Origin of the sequence: Bacteroides sp. CACC 737 (genome assembly GCF_013874375.1) — a bacterium.
GTDB lineage: Bacteria > Bacteroidota > Bacteroidia > Bacteroidales > Bacteroidaceae > Bacteroides > Bacteroides uniformis.
In genome coordinates this window covers 3,120,757-3,139,465 of record NZ_CP059408.1, presented here as the reverse complement: position 1 = coordinate 3,139,465, position 18,709 = coordinate 3,120,757, and the positions used below count along the sequence as shown (strand labels likewise).

The following is an 18,709-nucleotide window of genomic DNA, read 5'->3' as shown; positions in this document are numbered from 1 at the left end:
TGGAATTAAAAAGAATGAGTATATTTGTGGCATGATATTTTTTTAACCAATGCCTATGGAAAACCAGAACTATATCATGAGGGAGATAACCCCTCTGTCGGAACGTGACTGTTTCTATATTGCTGATCGTCACAAAACAGAATTTACCTACCCCATCCATTGTCACGCAGAGTATGAACTGAACTTCACGGAACATGCTTCCGGCGTACGTCGTGTGGTGGGCGATTCTGCCGAGATTATCGGTGATTATGACCTGGTACTGATAACCGGTAAGGAGTTGGAGCATGTATGGGAGCAACATGAATGTACCTCCGGGGATATTCGGGAGATTACCATCCAGTTCTCTCCCGACTTGTTCTTCGGGAACGTTGTCAACAAGAACCAGTTCGACAGTATCCGCCGGATGCTGGAGCGTGCACAGTGCGGACTTAGTTTCCCCATGCAGGCCATCATGAAGGTGTACAACTGGCTGGATAAGCTGGCTTCCGAGGAGCAGGGCTTTTATGCCGTGATGAACTTTCTCCGTATCCTTTACGAACTTTCCCTCTATGACAATGCTCGGGTGTTGTCCAGTTCTTCGTTTGCCAAGATAGAGACTTTCTCTGACAGCCGCCGGGTACAGAAGGTGCAGAAATACATTTCCACCCATTATCAGGAGGATATCCGGTTGGCTTCATTGGCCGATATGGTGGGCATGACCCCGGTCTCTTTCAGCCGTTTCTTTCGCCTGCGCACCGGCAAGACGCTTTCCGACTACATTATTGATATCCGTCTGGGCTTTGCCACGCGTATGTTGGTAGATTCCACGCGTACTATTGCAGAGGTGTGCTATGACTGCGGCTTCAACAATCTGTCCAATTTCAATCGTATGTTCAAGCGGAAGAAGGGATGCTCGCCGAAGGAATTCCGTGAGAATTATCGGAAAAAGAAGCTGGTGATATGATAAAAAAGTATTGGTATTCTTCATTGAAAGTGCCTATTTTTGCACCAATGATTAATACTAATATCTGATATCATGAAAAGAGTTTTTTCCTTATTTTTATGTCTGCTGTGTGTATGTGCTGTGACGGCGCAGATACGCGGCAATGAAATCCGTGTAGTCGTTTCACCCGACCATAGCGATTGGGTGTATCGTCTGAATGAGAAGTGTACGTTTACCGTCCGGGTGCTGAAGGCACAGAACCTCTTGCCCGATGTCAAGATTGACTATGAACTGGGCCCCGAAATGTATCCTACTGAAGTAAAGAAAGACATGGTGCTGAAAGATGGTACCTTGAAGTTGCAAGGCACGATGAAGACTGCAGGCTTCTTGCGTTGCAAGGTCAAGGCGCATGTGGACGGCCGGACTTATGAAGGGCTGGCTACATCGGCCTATGCTCCTGAGCAGCTGCAACCCGTGACGAAACTTCCTGCCGATTTTCAGGATTATTGGGCCAAGACCTTGGAAGAGGCGCGCAAGACTCCGTTGAATCCCCTTATGACGCTGCTTCCCGAACGCTGTACGGAAACGGATAATGTATATCAGGTCAGCTTCCAGACAAAAGCCTGGGGAGGACGTTTTTACGGTATTCTCAGTATTCCCAAGAAAGAAGGGAAGTATCCGGCTTTGCTGCGTGTGCCCGGTGCGGGTGTCCGCCCTTATGCGGGAGATACGTATACGGCTCCTGGAAAGGTAATTATATTGGAGGTGGGTATCCACGGCATTCCCGTCACGATGCAGCAGTCTGTATATGATGCGCTGGCAGGTGGGGCGCTGAGCAATTATTGGACGTTCGGCCGCGACAATCGGGATGCTTCTTACTATAACCGTGTGGTGGTAGGCGCTTTGCGTGCTGTGGATTTTATCTGTTCGCTGCCGCAGTACAACGGGAAAGCGCTGGGCGTTACGGGCTCCAGCCAGGGCGGTGCCTTGTCTGTGATTACGGCGGCTCTTGATTCACGCGTTACTTTTCTGGCGGCAGTTCATCCTGCCCTGTGCGACCACGAAGCCTTCTTCAAGAAGCGTGCTTGCGGTTGGCCCCATTATTTCTATTATTACGGTGCTCCCGATGAAAAGCAGCTTGAAACGGTACGCTATTATGATACGGCAAACTTTGCCCGCCTGCTGAATGTGCCCGGTTGGTTCAGTTGGGGGTATAACGATGAGGTCTGTCCTCCCACTTCCATGTATGCAGCCTACAATGTGATTGCTTCTCCGAAGGAATTGCATCCTTATCTGGAAACCGGACATTATTGGTATCAGGAACAGTGGGATGAATGGCTGGACTGGATACGGAGACAACTTGATGTGCCAATGTGATTAATCACATTGGCATATTAATCTGATAATATAGTATCATTTTTTATGATATGAGCCGCGTATCTTTGTGTATCGCTTAAAAACTGATAATATGAAGAAACAATTCCTTTTACTGACAGTACTTTTATTCCTTTTGGGAGCATGTGCCCCTAAGCCTGCGGAGCATTCGTTTATTAAGGTCAATGCCGATGGACAGTTCGTTCGCGACGGAAAACCCTATTATTTTGTAGGTGCCAATTTCTGGTATGGTGCCATTCTTGGTTCCGAAGGTGAAGGCGGCAATCGTGAACGGTTGCATAAGGAGCTGGACTTTCTGAAAAGCATTGGCATCAACAACCTGCGCGTATTGGTGGGTGCTGACGGTGAAAATGGCATAAAGACGCGGGTAGAGCCCTCTTTGCAAGTGGCACCGGGCGTCTATAATGATACTATCTTGGCCGGATTGGATTATTTCATGAATGAACTGCGTGAACGTGATATGACAGCTGTACTCTATTTGAACAATTCCTGGGAATGGAGCGGCGGCTATTCTGTTTACCTGCAATGGTCCGGACACGGTGATGCCGTGGTACCTGCCGTAGACGGATGGCCCGCCTATATGGAGTATGTCAAGCAGTTCCCCAAATCGGACAGCGCGAAGGCCTTGTTTGCCAATCATGTCAATTATATTGTTTCGCGAACCAATAGGTATAATCAGATAAAGTATGTGGACGACCCCACTATTATGTCTTGGCAGATTGGTAACGAGCCTCGCGCTTTCTCTGACGAGAACAAGGAGCCGTTTGCCCGTTGGATGGCTGATGTAGCTGCACAAATCAAGTCCCTCGACCCGAACCACATGGTGTCTTCCGGCAGTGAGGGCGCGTGGGGATGCGAAATGGACATGAATCTTTTCGAGAAGATTCATGCCGACCCCAACATCAATTATCTGAATATCCACATCTGGCCCTACAACTGGGGCTGGGTGAAGGCTGACAGCCTGACGGAACTTCTTCCGCGTGCCAAGGAGAATACTAAGAAGTATATAGATGACCACATGGTCATTGCCCGGAAGTACAGCAAGCCGATTGTTTTGGAGGAGTTCGGTTTTCCCCGTGACGGCTTCAGTTTCTCCAAAGAGGCGCCGACCACTGCCCGCGATGAATATTACCGTTATGTATTCGACCTCATCCGCCAGGATCGTGAGAGCGGCGGACTCTTTGCCGGATGCAACTTCTGGGCATGGGGCGGTTTTGCCGGACAGAATCCCGACCATGTATTCTGGGAAAAGGGAGATGACTATACCGGTGACCCTGCCCAAGAACAACAAGGACTGAACTCTGTCTTTGCCACGGACAGCACTATTGAAATAATTAAAGCGGAAAACCGGAAGTTGCAAAATTAAACCTATCCTTTCCGTGTAATCCCTGCCTGAAAATTAGAATGTAAGCGTGTACAAAGCGTTTGTACCGTTATATAAGAAAGATTATTACTCTAAATACTAAGTATGATATGAAAAGCATATGGAAAGTTATGTTGGCGGTTTGTTGCCTAGGTATGACCATTGGTTGTGGAACAAACCCGTCGAAGAATGAAAATGTAAAAGAAACACTACCGGCATTGGTGGTCAATGGTACGCAGTTGATGAATACCGAAGGAGACACGGTGGTATTGCACGGTGTCAGCTATGGCTGGCATCAGTTCTGGCCCCGTTTCTACAATGCCTCTTCGGTTGCTTATCTGGTCAATGACTGGGGCGCACAAGTGCTTCGGGCCTCTATGGGAGTGGATTTGGATAGCGCCTGCTATGTGAACAAGCCCGAGTTCGGTATTGAGTGTGTTACGAAAGTGGTGGATGCCGCTATCAAGAACGGCGTTTACGTCATCATTGACTGGCATAGCCACAATCTGCGGCAGGAAGAAGCAAAGGAATTCTTCACCCAAATGGCTACCCGTTACAAAGGGGTTCCTAATGTTATCTATGAGGTTTTCAACGAACCGGTGGAAGACAGTTGGGAACAGGTGAAGGCATACTCTGTGGAGGTTATCAAGACGATTCGTGCCATAGAGCCGGATGCCGTTATCCTCGTAGGTTGTCCGCATTGGGACCAGGACATCCATTTGGCTGCAGACGATCCTATTACCGGATATAGCAATATAATGTATACACTCCACTTTTATGCCAATACCCACGGACAGTGGCTGCGCGATCGCGCCGACTATGCTCTGGGCAAGGGCTTGCCGATTTTCGTTTCCGAATGTGCCGGTATGGAGGCAAGTGGGGACGGCCCCATCAATAAAGAAGAGTGGGGGAATTGGCTGGAGTGGATGCAGCGGCATTCCATCAGCTGGGTGGCCTGGTCTTTGTCTGACAAGGATGAGACTTGCTCCATGTTCTATCCGTCGGCTTCTTCCGAGGGAAACTGGAAAGATGCAGACATGAAAGAGTGGGGGAGAATGGTTCGTGACGAATTGACGACACTGAAAAAATAGCCCTTTAAAAACAATATGATTTAACCATTAATAATTAAGAAAAAAGAATTGTGCTTATGGAAGAAAAGAAGAATGATGCTGTGAAAACATGAATTGTTTGGAAGTAATTTTAAGTGTCAACGCCTTGATTGCATGTCACGGTTTCTTGACTTACTCTCATTTTGTTAACTAAAAAAATCTTCTTTTGGGAGGTTTTGTGTTTGTTTTAAATCTAAGAAATGCAGTATGAATTTAAATTTTAGAAAGACAGCGCTGCTTGCGGGTATATGTTCGGTGTTCAGCCTGGGTTATACCCCTCAGCTTTTCGCAGTATCATCGGTGGATACCGTTGAGGCAGTGCAGCAAACAAAGAAAATTACGGGTGTCGTCAGCGATGCGATGGGCCCTATCATTGGTGCCAATGTATTGGAAAAGGGCACTACGAATGGTGTAATTACCGACATTGACGGTAATTTTGCCTTGAATGTGAAACCGGGAGCTACCATCGTGGTTTCCTTTATAGGCTATGTCAGCCAGGAAATAAAGATAACGGACCAGACAACGGTGAACATCACGTTGAAGGAAGACTCTGAAATGTTGGATGAAGTTGTTGTGGTAGGTTACGGTACGATGAAGAAAAGCGACCTTTCCGGTGCTTCCGTTTCCATGAGTGAAGACAAGATTAAGGGCTCTATTATTACCAACCTTGACCAGTCATTGCAAGGACGTGCTGCGGGTGTGACGGCTGTCAGCACTTCCGGTGCTCCGGGCTCTTCCTCTTCTATCCGTGTACGTGGTCAGGCCACTATCAATGCCAATGCCGAGCCGTTGTATGTAATTGACGGTGTGATTGTACAGAGTCAGGGACAAAGCGGTTCATCTTATGGTTTGGGCGATGCATTGGGTAATGGCTCGGTTTCCACCATTTCTCCGCTTTCCACCATCAACCCTGCTGATATCGTCAGTATGGAAATTCTGAAAGATGCTTCGGCAACCGCCATTTACGGTGCGCAAGGTTCTAATGGTGTGGTTTTGATTACGACCAAACGTGGTAAGGCGGGTGAGGCTAAGTTTACTTATGACGGTATGTTTGCCGTTCAACGCCAGACAAAGCGTCTGGATATGATGAATCTGCGTGAGTATGCCACTTATTATAATGATTTGGCAAACATGGGTGAAATCTCTGACCCTAGTAATTATTATGCCGATCCTTCTCTGCTGGGAGTAGGTACAAACTGGCAGGACGCCATCTTCCAGACTGCTTTGCAGCATCAGCACCAGATTTCGGCACAAGGTGGTACAGAGAAGATACAATACTACGTATCAGCTTCCTATATGGATCAGGACGGTACCATCATCGGTTCAAACTTTAACCGTTACAGCTTCCGTGCCAACTTGGATGCCCAACTGAAGAAGTGGTTGAAACTCGGTTTGACTGCCACCTATACAGCAACGGGTGATGACCTGAAACTGGCAGACAGTGATGAAGGTTTGATTAACTACTCGTTGACCACTCTTCCTGATATACCTATCTATAATCTGGATGGCAGCTATGCCACCGTTGTTCGCGAAGGCTATACGAATCCTAACCCGATTGCCCTTGCCATGATGGATGACATCCTGCTGGACCGTCAGAAACTGACAGGTAATATTTTCTTTGAGGTCACTCCGATTAAAAATCTGGTATGGCATGCCGAACTGGGTTATGACATCAGTTCCAGCAAAGGTGAACGCTACAAGCCGATGGTTGATTTGGGTGGATGGGTACGTTCCAGCAATGAAAGCAGTATCCAGAAGAACAGCAGTACATTCTGGCAATTGAAGAACTATGTGACCTATTCCGGAAACATAGGCGACAAGCATCATTATACGGCCATGGTGGGTCAGGAGTGCTGGGAGTCCAGCTATGACTTCACGAGTGTGTTCAATAGCGGTCTGCCTTCGGATGAAGTGCACAATCCGGCCTTGGGTACGGGAACACCGACTATCAACGCAGGTTTTGGAAGTTCGTCCATGGCATCTTTCTTTACACGTCTGACTTATAACTATGCCGACCGTTATCTGGGTACTTATACCTATCGTTATGACGGTTCTTCAAACTTCGGCCCTGAAAACCGTTGGGCAGGCTTCCATTCGTTGGCTGCTTCCTGGCGCTTTTCCAATGAAACGTTCTTTGAACCGTTGAAGAAGGTAATCAGCAACGGTAAGCTGCGTTTGGGATGGGGACAAACAGGTAATGCCAACATCGGTGGTTATGCCTGGGGTACATCCATGAATCGTATGCCTTCTGGTCTGGGTATGGGGTATCGCCCCTCCAATATACCGAACACTTCCATCAAATGGGAGTCTCAGGAGCAATGGAACGTCGGGGTGGATTTGGGATTCCTGCACGACCGTATCAACCTGACGGTAGAGTGGTATAAGAAAACTTCCAGTGATATGTTGATGCCGTTGCAATTACCTTCTTATATGGGTACTTCCGGCAATGGTTCTTCTGCATTGGCTGCTCCGAAAGGTAATTATGGTGACATAGAGAATACCGGTTTTGAAATCTCTCTGAACACGCATCCCATTACGGGTAAGTTTGAATGGGACTCCGATTTCCAGATTTCTTTCAACAAGAACAAACTGAAAGGATTGGCAGGTACAGCCAATGCCCAGATTGTAGGTTACGGACAGTGGACCGATGTAGTCAGTGTGTCCAGTGTAGGCGAATCACTTTATAACTTCTATGGATTTGTCTGTGATGGTGTTTACAAGGACCTGGAGGACCTTCAGACTTCTCCGAAACCTGCCAAGTACCCGGCAAACGGTGTATTTGACCGTACCAATACCGTATGGGTGGGTGATGTGAAATATAAGGATATCAGTGGTCCTGACGGTGTGCCCGATGGCGTTATTGACGACTATGACAAGACCAATATCGGTTCTCCGATGCCTAAGTTTACTTTTGGCTGGACCAATACTTTCCGTTACAAGAACTTCGACTTGTCCGTTTTCATCAACGGTTCCTATGGCAACAAGGTGTACAACTACCTTTCCATGAAGCTGACGCATATGAACTCTCCATGGACCAACCAGTTGAATGCTGTAAACGGACGTGCACAGCTTGTTCCTATCAATCCGAACAAGGTCTACGAAGATGGAACCATGTGGTATAATGATGTGTCTAACGTCATGGTGGCAAACCCGGGAGCTTCCATTCCACGCGCCACTATCAATGACCCGAATGACAACGACCGTATCAGTGACCGTTATATTGAAGATGGTTCCTATATCCGCCTGAAGAATATCTCTTTGGGATATACTTTCCCGAAAAAGACGATTGATAAGTTGGGGCTGAGCAACTTGCGTATCTATGCCAATATTCAGAACCTGCTGACCATTACCGGTTATGATGGCTATGACCCTGAAATTGGTGCTAGTACTTCAAGCGTCAATGTATATGGTCTGGACAACGGACGTTATCCGTCTCCTACAGTTTATTCATTCGGCTTGAACGTTTCATTCTAACACTTTAATTTGAAGAAAACATGAAAATCAGATATATTAAATATTGGGCGTTTGCAGCTGTACTCGGTATGGGAACAGTTTCATGCGAAGATTTCCTGGACCGTCCTACTGAAGATAATTATAACGAATCGAATTTTTACCAGAATGACGAGCAATGTGTGCAAGGAGTCAATTACCTTTATAACTCACCTTGGTATGACTTTCAGCGCGGTTTTATTAAAGTCGGTGAAATCTTGTCCGGAAATGTATACGAGGGAAACAGTCCTTACCTGAATTTTACGGTGAATGGTACGGATGAGAACCTTGTGAATATGTCCTATTCTTTGTGGGCAGTTATCGGTCATGCCAATACCGTATATACTCGTTTGAAGACGGCAAATGCGTCAGAAGCTGTGAAAAATCAGTGTATGGGCGAGTGTCTGGCATGGAAAGCCATGGCTTACTTCTATTTGGTACGTAGTTTTGGGGCAGTACCCATTATCCATGATAATACGGCTGAATTGAATTCCGGTAATTATAACTCCAAATTCAAGGTGGAGACAGCCGATGTGTACGAGTATATCATTATGACTCTGGAGAAAGCTATGGAATTGCTTCCGGCCAGAGGCGAAACGGGACGTATTGATCGTTATTGTGCCGAAGGTCTTTTGGCTAAGGTGTATCTGACCAAGAGTGGTCTTTCCGGTACTCGCAATGCGGATGATTTGGCAAAAGCGGCAGAATATTCCAAGGATGTAATTAATAATTCCGGTCGTAATCTGCTGGCCAACTATTCCGATGTTTTCCGTTTGGCTAACAACAAGAATGAAGAGTGCCTCTTCTCTTGGCATTGGTCAGCAGGACGTGACCCTTGGACACAGCAGAATACATTGCAGTCGGACTTGGCAATGGTGGGATTCGATGAATTTGGTGACTGCTGGGGCGGTTATGCCGGTCCGTCGGTTGATTTGCAGGATGCATTTGGAATTTCCGCTTTGGAAAGCCCTGAGACTCGTTCGGATACGGATACCCGTCGTAAGGCTACCATGATGATGGCAGGTGATGTATACAGTTATTTCTGGCAGGACAAGGGCGGATTCGATTATCTGCGGTTTATCTATGATGCCGAATATGGCAAGGGTGGCCCTAATGGCGATTATCAGTCTCCTACCGGTGCCAATCATGTGAAGCATCTTTATGGTAACAATAATGACCATCTATTGGGCTTGGGCGTATCGGCTGGTAATATGTACAGCGGCCTGGCAACCCATATCCTGCGCCTGTCCGATATCTATCTGGTATATGCCGAGGCGAAAATGGGACTGGCTACCTCTACTACAGACCAGAGTGCATTGGATGCTTTCAATGCAGTACGTGGCCGTGCCATTCCGGGAGTTACTCCGAAAACCTCCATTACTTGGGAGGACGTCTGGAAGGAACGTCGGCTGGAACTGGCTTGCGAAGGTGACCGTTGGTATGATTATGTACGTTTGGCATATTATGATTCCCAGCGTGCTATCAATGAGCTGAAGGCGCAGCGCCGTGATGTTTATTATAATCTGGGCACTACCTACAAAGCTTATTATGAGAATGGTAGTTGGACGGTAAATCCGGATGAAACTCGTTACAACCCGGATGCAAAGGCACCGAATGTAACAGTTTCCAGTTTTACATTGCCGTTCCCGACAGAAGACGTGGTGTTCAATCCTAATTTGATGAAAGACCCGGTACACGTAGATGTGCGTTCTGAATTCAGTTATTAATTTAATGCTTGAAAAGATGAAAAATAATAGATATACGAATTGGTTCTTCGCGGCAGTTGTTGTCGCAGCAAGCTTTTCCATGGCAGCTTGTGAGGATGAACCGGATAAATATGAGGTGGCAGGCGGAAAGCCTATTTTGAAGTATGTTCGTGTCCCTGATCCGGCTGCGGCAGATTCTTTGCTGACGGGGGCCTATATGGCGAATACGATTTGTCTGGTCGGTGAGAATCTGCGGAGTGTTTACGAGCTCTATTTCAATGACCAGAAGGCGATACTTAATACAAGTTACATCACTGACCATACACTTATGGTAGATGTTCCGAAAGAGATTCCTTCGGTAGTGACCGATAAGATTTATATGGTGACCAGAGCAAAAGATACCATAGATTATGACTTCAAGGTGTTGGTTCCGGCTCCTACCGTGAACTCCATTTCTTGTGAGTTTGCAAAGCCGGGTAGTGAGGTGACACTGATTGGTGACTATTTCATTGATGACCCGAATGTGCCACTGACCATTACGATGGCCGGTAATGTGGAAGTGACTAATATTACGAACATAACCAAGACTGCGGTCAGTTTTATTCTTCCGGACAATGCTCCTGCAGGCTATATCAACGTGAAGTCTATTTACGGTACCGGACGTTCCAAATTCCGCTATCATGATACCCGCAACATACTCTTTGACTGGGATGGCTCTCATGGCGGTATGGCTATTGCTCATGGTTGGCGTGATGGTAGTGCGGTATTGAAAGAAGCCGATGAAAATAGTATTGATGGTGCATATATTCGTTTTGCCGGGGAACTTAAAGGGGGAATCGGTGCTACTTGGGATGAAGAACATTTTTCATTCAATTACTGGCCGGAACCGTCTGCCGGTTATCCCGAACTTTCTGCACGTCCTGAGTTTGCAGAACTGCTCGAGGAGTATGGTGTCAATGGTTTGCAACTGAAATTTGAGGTGAATATTCCTTCTTCCAATCCGTGGCAGTCTTGTGCTCTGCAAGTAATGTTTACTGGTAATGATGTGGTGACGTATGCGACCGGAAACAATGCTTACTTTAGTGATACGAATGTGCCGCGAGGTTTATGGTTGCCCTGGAAGAATACGGGTTCCTATGATACGGGCGGTAAATGGACAACCGTTTCCATGAATCTGTCCGAGTTCAACAAGACGCATGAAGGCAATAAGTGTGATAGGGCTTTTGACAAGACTATGCTGACCGGATTGACATTCTTTGTCTGGGCAGGTGGTGTGGAAGGTAAGGATTGCAATCCGGTGATTATGATTGACAACATCCGTGTGGTACCTATTGAATAACCTTTTAAATAGAATACTGATATGAATAAAACATATAAATTTCCGGCACTGTGGATGATGTGCCTGATGCTCTTCAGTTGCTTGACGTTTACGGCCTGCGACAATGGGGATGATGAAGATACCAACCAATATAAAGGGGGAATCAATCTGAATGTATTCGGACCGAGTCCCGTAGCTCGCGGCGGTGTACTCCGTTTCCTGGGCAGTGGCATGGATAAGGTGACTGCCGTTGCTATTCCCGGTTGCGACGATATAACAGACATCGAAGTGGTCAGTGATACGGAAATCCGTGTCACTGTACCCCAGACAGCCCAGCCGGGGTTGGTTGTCTTGAAGACTCCGAAGGGGGATATTACAACAAAAACAGAGTTGACATTTACGGAGCCGATTGATTTGGCATCTGTTTCTCCTCTAGAAGTGAATCCTGGTGAGGTTATTACAATTACCGGCGAATATTTGAATCTCATTAAAGAAATTATTTTCGCGGATAACGTTATTGTGACCGAATTCGAAAGCCAAGAACGTAAGGAAATAAAAGTGAAAGTACCGGTTGAAGCTAAAACGGGGCAGATTATTATTTCGGACGGAGCTGAAATCCCTAATTGGATATATAGTGAGGAAATGTTGACTGTTGCACTTCCTACCTATACAAAAAGTAGTACTGGGACAATCAAGGCTGGTAGTTCATTGGTGATTGAAGGGGAAAACTTAAATTGGGTTTCTTCTGTGAAATTTGGAGATGTAGAAGTTTCAGAAATTACTGTTTCTGAGGATGCTAAAACATTGACTGTTGTTGTTCCGGCTACGGCTAAGAGCGGAGCTGTGACGTTGGTATGTTACTCTGGGGCTGAAGTTGCGGCAGGTAAAATTGCTACAGTAGTTCCTACGGACTTGTCTGCTGTTCCCGAAATAGTAAAGAATGGTACTGATATTACGATTACAGGTAAAGATTTAGATTTGATTGTCAGTGCAACATTCCCGAATGTTTCTGAGGCTGTTGAACTAAAACAGGGAGCGTCTGCTACTCAGATAACACTTACTGTTCCTGAATTGGCTCAAGATGGAGATATTGCTTTAAATTTGTTCAATGGAGAAAGTGTGACTATTGCCTATAAAACATTGAAGCCTACCATTGCTGTATTTACTCCGGCTGCTTTGACGGCTGGTGATACATTGATAATTGCTGGTACAGATTTGGATTTAGTTTCAGCTATTGTTTTTGCAGGTGAGGATTCACCGACAGCAATGCTTGCGAAGTATAATCATATAAGCGATGAACTGTTAGGCATAACAGTGCCGGGCGTTGCGGAAACATGTGCTCCAACTTTGATTCTAAAGAATGGAATGGAGGTTAAGACTACTCTGACATTGAATATCACTCCTGCCACTGATCCTGCTATTGCTACAATTAATCCGAGTGCTGTTGTTCAAGGTCGTGAATTTGTAATTACGGGTAAAAATTTGAATACCGTAGAAGCATTCTATATAGGTGAAGTTAAAGTGACGGCGTTTGGTAAACGTACGGAAACTGAGGTCGAAATGACGGTTCCCAAAACAGCGGCAACTGGTGTGACGGCTATTAGAATGGTTAATTATGAGGGTAAAGAATTTACATCTGATGTAACGATGGAGGTGTTGGCTCCAGAAGCGACCATTTGGGAAGGTTTCGTTGTACTAGGGAACTGGGCAAATGGGTGTCAAGACCTTGCATGGGGAGGATATGATTGGAATACGGTTGTCGTAGGACAAACTTTAAATTTCTATTTTGAAGAAGATACATCGAGCACTTGGTGGCAACTTAAATTGGGGCAAGGTGACGGTTGGACTACATTGCCAGATTTTAAGAAGGTTGCAGGTGGAGATGCTGTAAATATTGAGGCGGGAGCAACCAAATATTCTTATTCACTTGGTGCAAATGATTTAAAAGCATTGCAGGAAAGTGGTGGTCTTATTTTCCAAGGGGGATATTTGATTGTAAAGAAAATTACAATTGAAGTAAAATAAAAAATAGAAATATTGTTAGCTTATGAAAACTTTAAATATAAGATGGATGCTCATCCTGGCAATGGTCTTTATTTTTGCCTCCTGCGATACTGATGTCGATCATGATATCCCTGCAGTGGATGCACCGGTATTGGTGTCTACTACTCCTGAGAGTGGAGCTGCCAAAGTGAAAACGGGAGAAATCACCATTGAGGTGAAATATGACAAGAATATATTCTTTGCAACGGACAATCTGAGCGAAATCCAGTTTACCGGTGGTGAACTGATAAGTGCCGATGTGCTTGGCGCAAGCAATATACTGACTGTAAAAGTGAATGTTCCCAAGCGAGAGACGGCTTGTTCTCTTTCTATTCCCGAGGGAATAGTAACAGGACCGAACCAAATGCCTGCTCCGGCTGTATCGGTTCAGTTTTCTACTGTCGCTTTGGACAAGACACTGGTTGCCGCTACTTCGGTTAAAGCTGTGAAACTGTACAATTATCTATTGGATAACTTCGAGACGAAGACACTTTCTGCCATGATGGCCGATGTTGCCTGGAATACGGAAATGTCCGAAAAGGTGTACGGATGGACTGGAAAATATCCGGCTATCAACTGTTTCGACTATGTTCATCTGCCGGCATCTGTAGCTGGAGCAGACTGGATTAATTACGGTGACATTACTCCTGTTAAGGATTGGTCTGACAAAGGTGGCATCGTAGCTGCCATGTGGCATTGGAATGTACCCAAGAAAGTTGTAGGCGAAGCTTCTTCTACCCAAATATGGAAAGGAGAGACGGTAATGCCGGGTGATTGGAGTGGAAATGTACAGATGACGGATGATGCTGCAAAAGCTGTCTTTGCTGATGCGCAAGTGGGTCAGGTGATACGCGTGGCTGTGAAAGATGTGGCAGAGGGGGCGCAAGGTTCGTTCAAAAACAGTGGTTGGAGCGAGATTGCTTCAGGAACTGATTATTTTGACATATCCGGGGACTATACATTGTTGATTACCGAGGATATTTTGAAATCCCTGCAAGAAGGTGGTCTCATCATTGGCGGACATGATTATACAGCAGTTGCTGTTTATCTTGAAAGTAACGGTACAGCTCTTGACCCGAACAAGGATTATGCCTTCTATAAGGCAGATACGGAGTTTGACGCTGCCAATGCCACGGTGGAAGGCACTTGGGAAAACAAGGTATTTACCGAAGATTTGAAAAATGCTGCCGCTTACTTGAAGCTGTTGAGAGATGCGGATATTCCGGTATTGTGGCGTCCATTCCATGAGGCAGCCGGTGGCTGGTTCTGGTGGGGTAAGGATGCTGCCAGCTTTAAATCTCTGTGGATTGCTATGTTCAACTACTTCAAGACTGAAGGATTGGATAATCTTATCTGGGTTTGGACTACCGAGGGCGATGATGCCGATTGGTATCCGGGAGACCAATATGTAGACATCGTGGGACGTGATATTTATAATAAGGAAACTGCGGATTGTGTTTCAGAATATACTTCCATTGCCGGAAATTATGGAAATAAGATTGTTTCGCTGAGCGAATGTGGTACGGTCGGACTTATTTCCGAACAATGGGCATCTGGTGCGCGTTGGAGTTGGTTCATGCCGTGGTATGACGGAACAAATGAGGACGGCAGTCCGGTAGTCCATGCTGATGAAGCATGGTGGAAGGATGCTATGAACCAGGAATTTGTCGTTTCTCGTGATGAGCTTCCTTCTATGGAATAGCAATTTTTAATAATAAAATGGAAAGGGGTGTCTCTGGTTAGTATCGGGGCAACCCTTTCTGTTTTTTATAGCTTTTAGTTGTCTGTTGTGGAATTCATGCTTTATACTTTTAGGGGAAATAGTAATGGATGTTAAATGAGTGTCGTTATTTGATAAGATAGTATTATAAAGTTTGTTGTCAAAAGTCTACTTTTGTCAAGCCTGATTGAAATTTGATAATAATCATATAATGTTTAACCGTTAATGAAATGAAAAATGCTTATGGGAAAGGAGTAATATGTATACCAACCACTTTATAAATAAGGTATATTTAATTTTTCCTCAAAAAGAGAAGTTTAACCTTATATTAAACGGTAGATGCCGCCAGGCAATACCAATTCATTAATCTAAGAAAAATATAAGTATGAATTTAAATTTCAGAAGAACCGCGCTGCTCGTAGGTATCTGTTCGGCTGTCAGCCTGACTTATACTCCGCAACTTTTCGCCGCATCGGTCGATGCAATAGATGCTGTGCAGCAAGCAAAAAAAATCACAGGTACTGTAACAGATGCAATGGGACCGGTTATCGGTGCTAATGTATTGGAAAAAGGCACCACAAATGGTGTTATTACTGATATTGACGGTAATTTCACATTGAATGTTCAGCCGGGAGCAACGATTGTTGTGTCTTTTATCGGTTATCAGCCGCAAGAAATCGTAGTAGGCAACCAGACTAATTTCAAAATTCAGCTGAAAGAAGATACGGAATTGCTGGATGAAGTAGTCGTAGTAGGTTATGGTATTCAGAAGAAGAAACTGGTGACAGGTGCTACGGTTGAGGTAAAAGGTGAAGACATCGCAAAATTAAATACCACGCAGGCATTGGGCGCTTTGCAAAGCCAGTCTCCGGGTGTAAATATTCAGGCCGTTTCCGGTCAGCCAGGCGATGGATTTAAAATTAATATTCGTGGTGCTGGTACTAACGGAAATACAGCTCCAGTTTACGTCATTGATGGTGTAGCCGGTGGCGATATTAACGCCTTGAATCCTGCCGATATTGAACGTATTGATGTGTTGAAAGATGCTGCATCTTGTGCAATTTACGGTTCGAGCGGTGCCAACGGTGTTATCCTTGTTACTACGAAGCAGGGTAAGGTAGGAAAGGTTTCTGTATCTTATGATGGAAACATAGGCTGGGCAAATGTATATAAGATGCCTGATATGCTGAATGCCAAAGAATATATGGCGGTAATGGATCAAGTAGCCTATAATAATGGAGGCCAACCGTATGATTGGTCAAAATTCGTAGATGCTGATTTGCTGACTGCTTATCAGAATGGTACCAATCCAGGTACAGATTGGGTAAAAGAATTCCGGAATAAAAATGCTGTGGTTACTAATCATGCGTTGAATGTAACAGGTGGTTCTGAATTCTCCAAGTTTTCGACAGGTATAGGCTATCAGTATCAGGATGGTGCATTCGGTGGTCCAGTGAAGACTGACTATCGTCGTTTTACTTTCCGCATTAATTCTGAGCATGTGATATACCGTAAGGGAGATATGGATGTGATAAAGTTTGGTGAGAATATATATTATCAGCACAAACAGAATCAAGGTGTGCAGTTAGGTAATCAATATTCGAATGACCTTTCTAATGCTTTGCGTGCTATTCCTCTGATTCCTGTATATAATGAGAATGGTGATTTCTTCATGTATGATGATTTGAAGAATTTTGGAACGAGTGCTAATGGTATACTTGATTATACTGCATATGCTTCTAATCCGATGGCTCACATGGTATATAATCAGGCTGGGAATAATAAGAATAAGAATTTTAATCTGAACACAGCGGCATATCTGGAAGTACAACCACTTAAGAATCTTATTTATAAAGGTCAGGTTAGTTACAAACAATGGTCAAGTTCATGGCGCTCATATCTTCCTGTTTACCGCATTAATAATCAGGGGGATAGCCGTGATAAAGACCAAACGATAAATAACGTGTCTTTGGGTTGGAACTGGAGTTTGACTAATACGTTGAGTTATCGGTTTGATATTACAGACTTACATCATTTTGATGTTTTGGTTGGTACAGAGTATTCTAAATCAAGACCAACTTATGGCGAATCAGTAGAGGCAACCGGTTATAATAGTGCTTTTGGCGACTTTACGCATGCTTATTTACATAATACAGAACGTAAAGCTACTGCTACAGTAGATGGTTATCCCTCGGATTATGGTTCTAAGATGTCTTATTTTGGACGTCTGAATTATGACTTTAAGGAAACTTATATGTTTTCTGCTATCATTCGTGCCGATGGTTCGTCTAAGTTTGCGAAAGGCAATCAATGGGGATATTTCCCATCATTCTCTGCTGGTTGGGTTATTTCAAACGAGGCTTTTATGAAGAATACTGCTTCTTGGCTTGGTTTCTTGAAAATCCGTGCTGGTTGGGGACAGAATGGTAATGACAATATCCCTAATTCAAATTGGCGTGCCGGTTACGAGTTTGGCGATTATGGCCTTTATACATTTGGCTCAGATAAGAATGGAGGTACAACCGGAGCTTACCCGAATCGTCTGGCTAACCCCGATTTGACATGGGAAACTTCAGAACAGACCAATATCGGTATTGATGCCCGTTTCTTGGATAACCGTCTGAGTTTTACCATGGACTGGTATAACAAGCAGACGAAAGATTTGTTAGTGGAAGTGGGTACCAATGCGGCTTCCGGTTTCTCTTCTCAATATCAAAATGCCGGTACGGTAAAGAATACTGGTCTTGAACTTTCAATGGGCTGGAGAGATCAGATTGGTAAGGAGTTCAAGTATGGAGTGAATGTCAATATGGCCTATAATAAGAATGAAGTGACGGAGGTTAATAACGCCAATCATTTTATTGAAGGCGGTAATGATTTGTTGGCTCAGAGTACGGGTCGGTTTGTCCGTATGGAAGAAGGACATCCTATTGGCTATTTTTATGGTTATAAGACGGACGGTGTCATTCAGAACCAGAATGACTTGCAGGCATATCTTGACCAGAATTGTAAAGGCAATGCGGCAAACTCTAAGCAAGGTGCAAGTATTAAACCGGGCGATTTGAAGTTTGTGGATGTTGATGGAAATGGGGTGATTAATGATGATGATAAGACTGATTTGGGTAATCCTCATCCTGACGTGACAATGGGGCTTACGTTAAGTGCGGAATATAAAGGATTTGATTTCTCTGTAACAACCTATGGCGCTTTTGGTGCACAAGTGGCTCGTTCTTGGAGAAAGTTCTCAGACGGACAGTATGAAAACTATACGACAGAAGTTTACGATTACTGGCACGGAGAAGGAACCTCAAACAGATATCCGCTGCTTGCGCCGGGAAATAGTGGACAGAATTTCCAGGCCATTTCAGATATTTATATTGATGATGCCGACTATGTTCGCATTCAAAATCTGACAATAGGATACGATTTCAAGAGAATTTGGAAGAACTGTCCGTTCCAGCAACTTCGTGTGTATGCTGCTGCACAGAATCTATTTACTTTTACCGGTTATAAAGGGATGGATCCGGAGAATGGTAGAGCTCTCAATGACAAAGAACCGTGGGTAACCGGTGTTGATGTAGGTAACTATCCTCAACCTCGTACTTATATGGTAGGTGTTAATGTTAAATTCTAAAATTGATACA

At 44.8% G+C, this 18,709-nt stretch carries 10 protein-coding genes; all 10 read left to right on the top strand.

The features are described from left to right. The first annotated feature begins 55 nt into the window (after positions 1-55). The 10 genes from H1A11_RS13370 (at position 56) to H1A11_RS13325 (ending at position 18,699) form a co-directional block, all read left to right on the top strand. Positions 56-943, top strand: a complete 888-nt coding sequence (locus H1A11_RS13370) for an AraC family transcriptional regulator (RefSeq protein ID WP_057256135.1) — start codon at positions 56-58, stop codon at positions 941-943. Between the two features lie 72 nt (positions 944-1,015). Continuing rightward, the gene (locus H1A11_RS13365; protein WP_061411757.1) at positions 1,016-2,299 is read left to right on the top strand and encodes an acetylxylan esterase; all 1,284 of its coding nucleotides are present in this window, start codon (positions 1,016-1,018) and stop codon (positions 2,297-2,299) included. A 91-nt stretch (positions 2,300-2,390) separates the two neighbouring features. After that, positions 2,391-3,683, top strand: coding sequence for a beta-mannosidase (locus H1A11_RS13360; RefSeq protein ID WP_117601321.1), 1,293 nt, complete (start codon positions 2,391-2,393; stop codon positions 3,681-3,683). 107 nt (positions 3,684-3,790) lie between these two features. Beyond that, positions 3,791-4,771 carry a glycoside hydrolase family 5 protein gene (locus H1A11_RS13355; protein ID WP_131225529.1) on the top strand — a complete coding sequence of 327 codons (981 nt, stop codon included), beginning with the start codon at positions 3,791-3,793 and terminating at the stop codon, positions 4,769-4,771. Between the two features lie 225 nt (positions 4,772-4,996). Beyond that, on the top strand, positions 4,997-8,263 hold the full coding sequence (locus H1A11_RS13350; RefSeq protein WP_117601319.1) for a TonB-dependent receptor: 3,267 nt from the start codon (positions 4,997-4,999) through the stop codon (positions 8,261-8,263). Between the two features lie 20 nt (positions 8,264-8,283). Further along, the gene (locus tag H1A11_RS13345) at positions 8,284-10,005 is read left to right on the top strand and encodes a RagB/SusD family nutrient uptake outer membrane protein (protein ID WP_117601318.1); all 1,722 of its coding nucleotides are present in this window, start codon (positions 8,284-8,286) and stop codon (positions 10,003-10,005) included. Positions 10,006-10,021: 16 nt separating this feature from the next. Further along, positions 10,022-11,323 (top strand): glycan-binding surface protein, encoded by a 1,302-nt coding sequence (locus tag H1A11_RS13340; protein ID WP_165491360.1) that lies wholly within the window; start codon positions 10,022-10,024, stop codon positions 11,321-11,323. A 21-nt stretch (positions 11,324-11,344) separates the two neighbouring features. Continuing rightward, on the top strand, positions 11,345-13,327 hold the full coding sequence (locus H1A11_RS13335; RefSeq protein WP_117601316.1) for an IPT/TIG domain-containing protein: 1,983 nt from the start codon (positions 11,345-11,347) through the stop codon (positions 13,325-13,327). Positions 13,328-13,349: 22 nt separating this feature from the next. Then, the gene (locus H1A11_RS13330; RefSeq protein WP_138344608.1) at positions 13,350-15,047 is read left to right on the top strand and encodes a glycosyl hydrolase; all 1,698 of its coding nucleotides are present in this window, start codon (positions 13,350-13,352) and stop codon (positions 15,045-15,047) included. Between the two features lie 403 nt (positions 15,048-15,450). Continuing rightward, positions 15,451-18,699: a TonB-dependent receptor gene (locus H1A11_RS13325; protein ID WP_117966679.1), complete on the top strand. Its 3,249-nt coding sequence runs from the start codon at positions 15,451-15,453 to the stop codon at positions 18,697-18,699. Positions 18,700-18,709: the final 10 nt, after the last annotated feature.

What these genes read in the sequence shown, in the direction of transcription:
- H1A11_RS13330 (WP_138344608.1), top strand. Translation starts at nt 13,350, where the DNA reads ATGAAAACTTTAAATATAAGATGGATGCTCATCCTGGCAATGGTCTTT.
- H1A11_RS13365 (WP_061411757.1), top strand. Translation starts at nt 1,016, where the DNA reads ATGAAAAGAGTTTTTTCCTTATTTTTATGTCTGCTGTGTGTATGTGCT.
- H1A11_RS13345 (WP_117601318.1), top strand. Translation starts at nt 8,284, where the DNA reads ATGAAAATCAGATATATTAAATATTGGGCGTTTGCAGCTGTACTCGGT.
- H1A11_RS13350 (WP_117601319.1), top strand. Translation starts at nt 4,997, where the DNA reads ATGAATTTAAATTTTAGAAAGACAGCGCTGCTTGCGGGTATATGTTCG.
- H1A11_RS13340 (WP_165491360.1), top strand. Translation starts at nt 10,022, where the DNA reads ATGAAAAATAATAGATATACGAATTGGTTCTTCGCGGCAGTTGTTGTC.
- H1A11_RS13360 (WP_117601321.1), top strand. Translation starts at nt 2,391, where the DNA reads ATGAAGAAACAATTCCTTTTACTGACAGTACTTTTATTCCTTTTGGGA.
- H1A11_RS13335 (WP_117601316.1), top strand. Translation starts at nt 11,345, where the DNA reads ATGAATAAAACATATAAATTTCCGGCACTGTGGATGATGTGCCTGATG.
- H1A11_RS13325 (WP_117966679.1), top strand. Translation starts at nt 15,451, where the DNA reads ATGAATTTAAATTTCAGAAGAACCGCGCTGCTCGTAGGTATCTGTTCG.
- H1A11_RS13355 (WP_131225529.1), top strand. Translation starts at nt 3,791, where the DNA reads ATGAAAAGCATATGGAAAGTTATGTTGGCGGTTTGTTGCCTAGGTATG.
- H1A11_RS13370 (WP_057256135.1), top strand. Translation starts at nt 56, where the DNA reads ATGGAAAACCAGAACTATATCATGAGGGAGATAACCCCTCTGTCGGAA.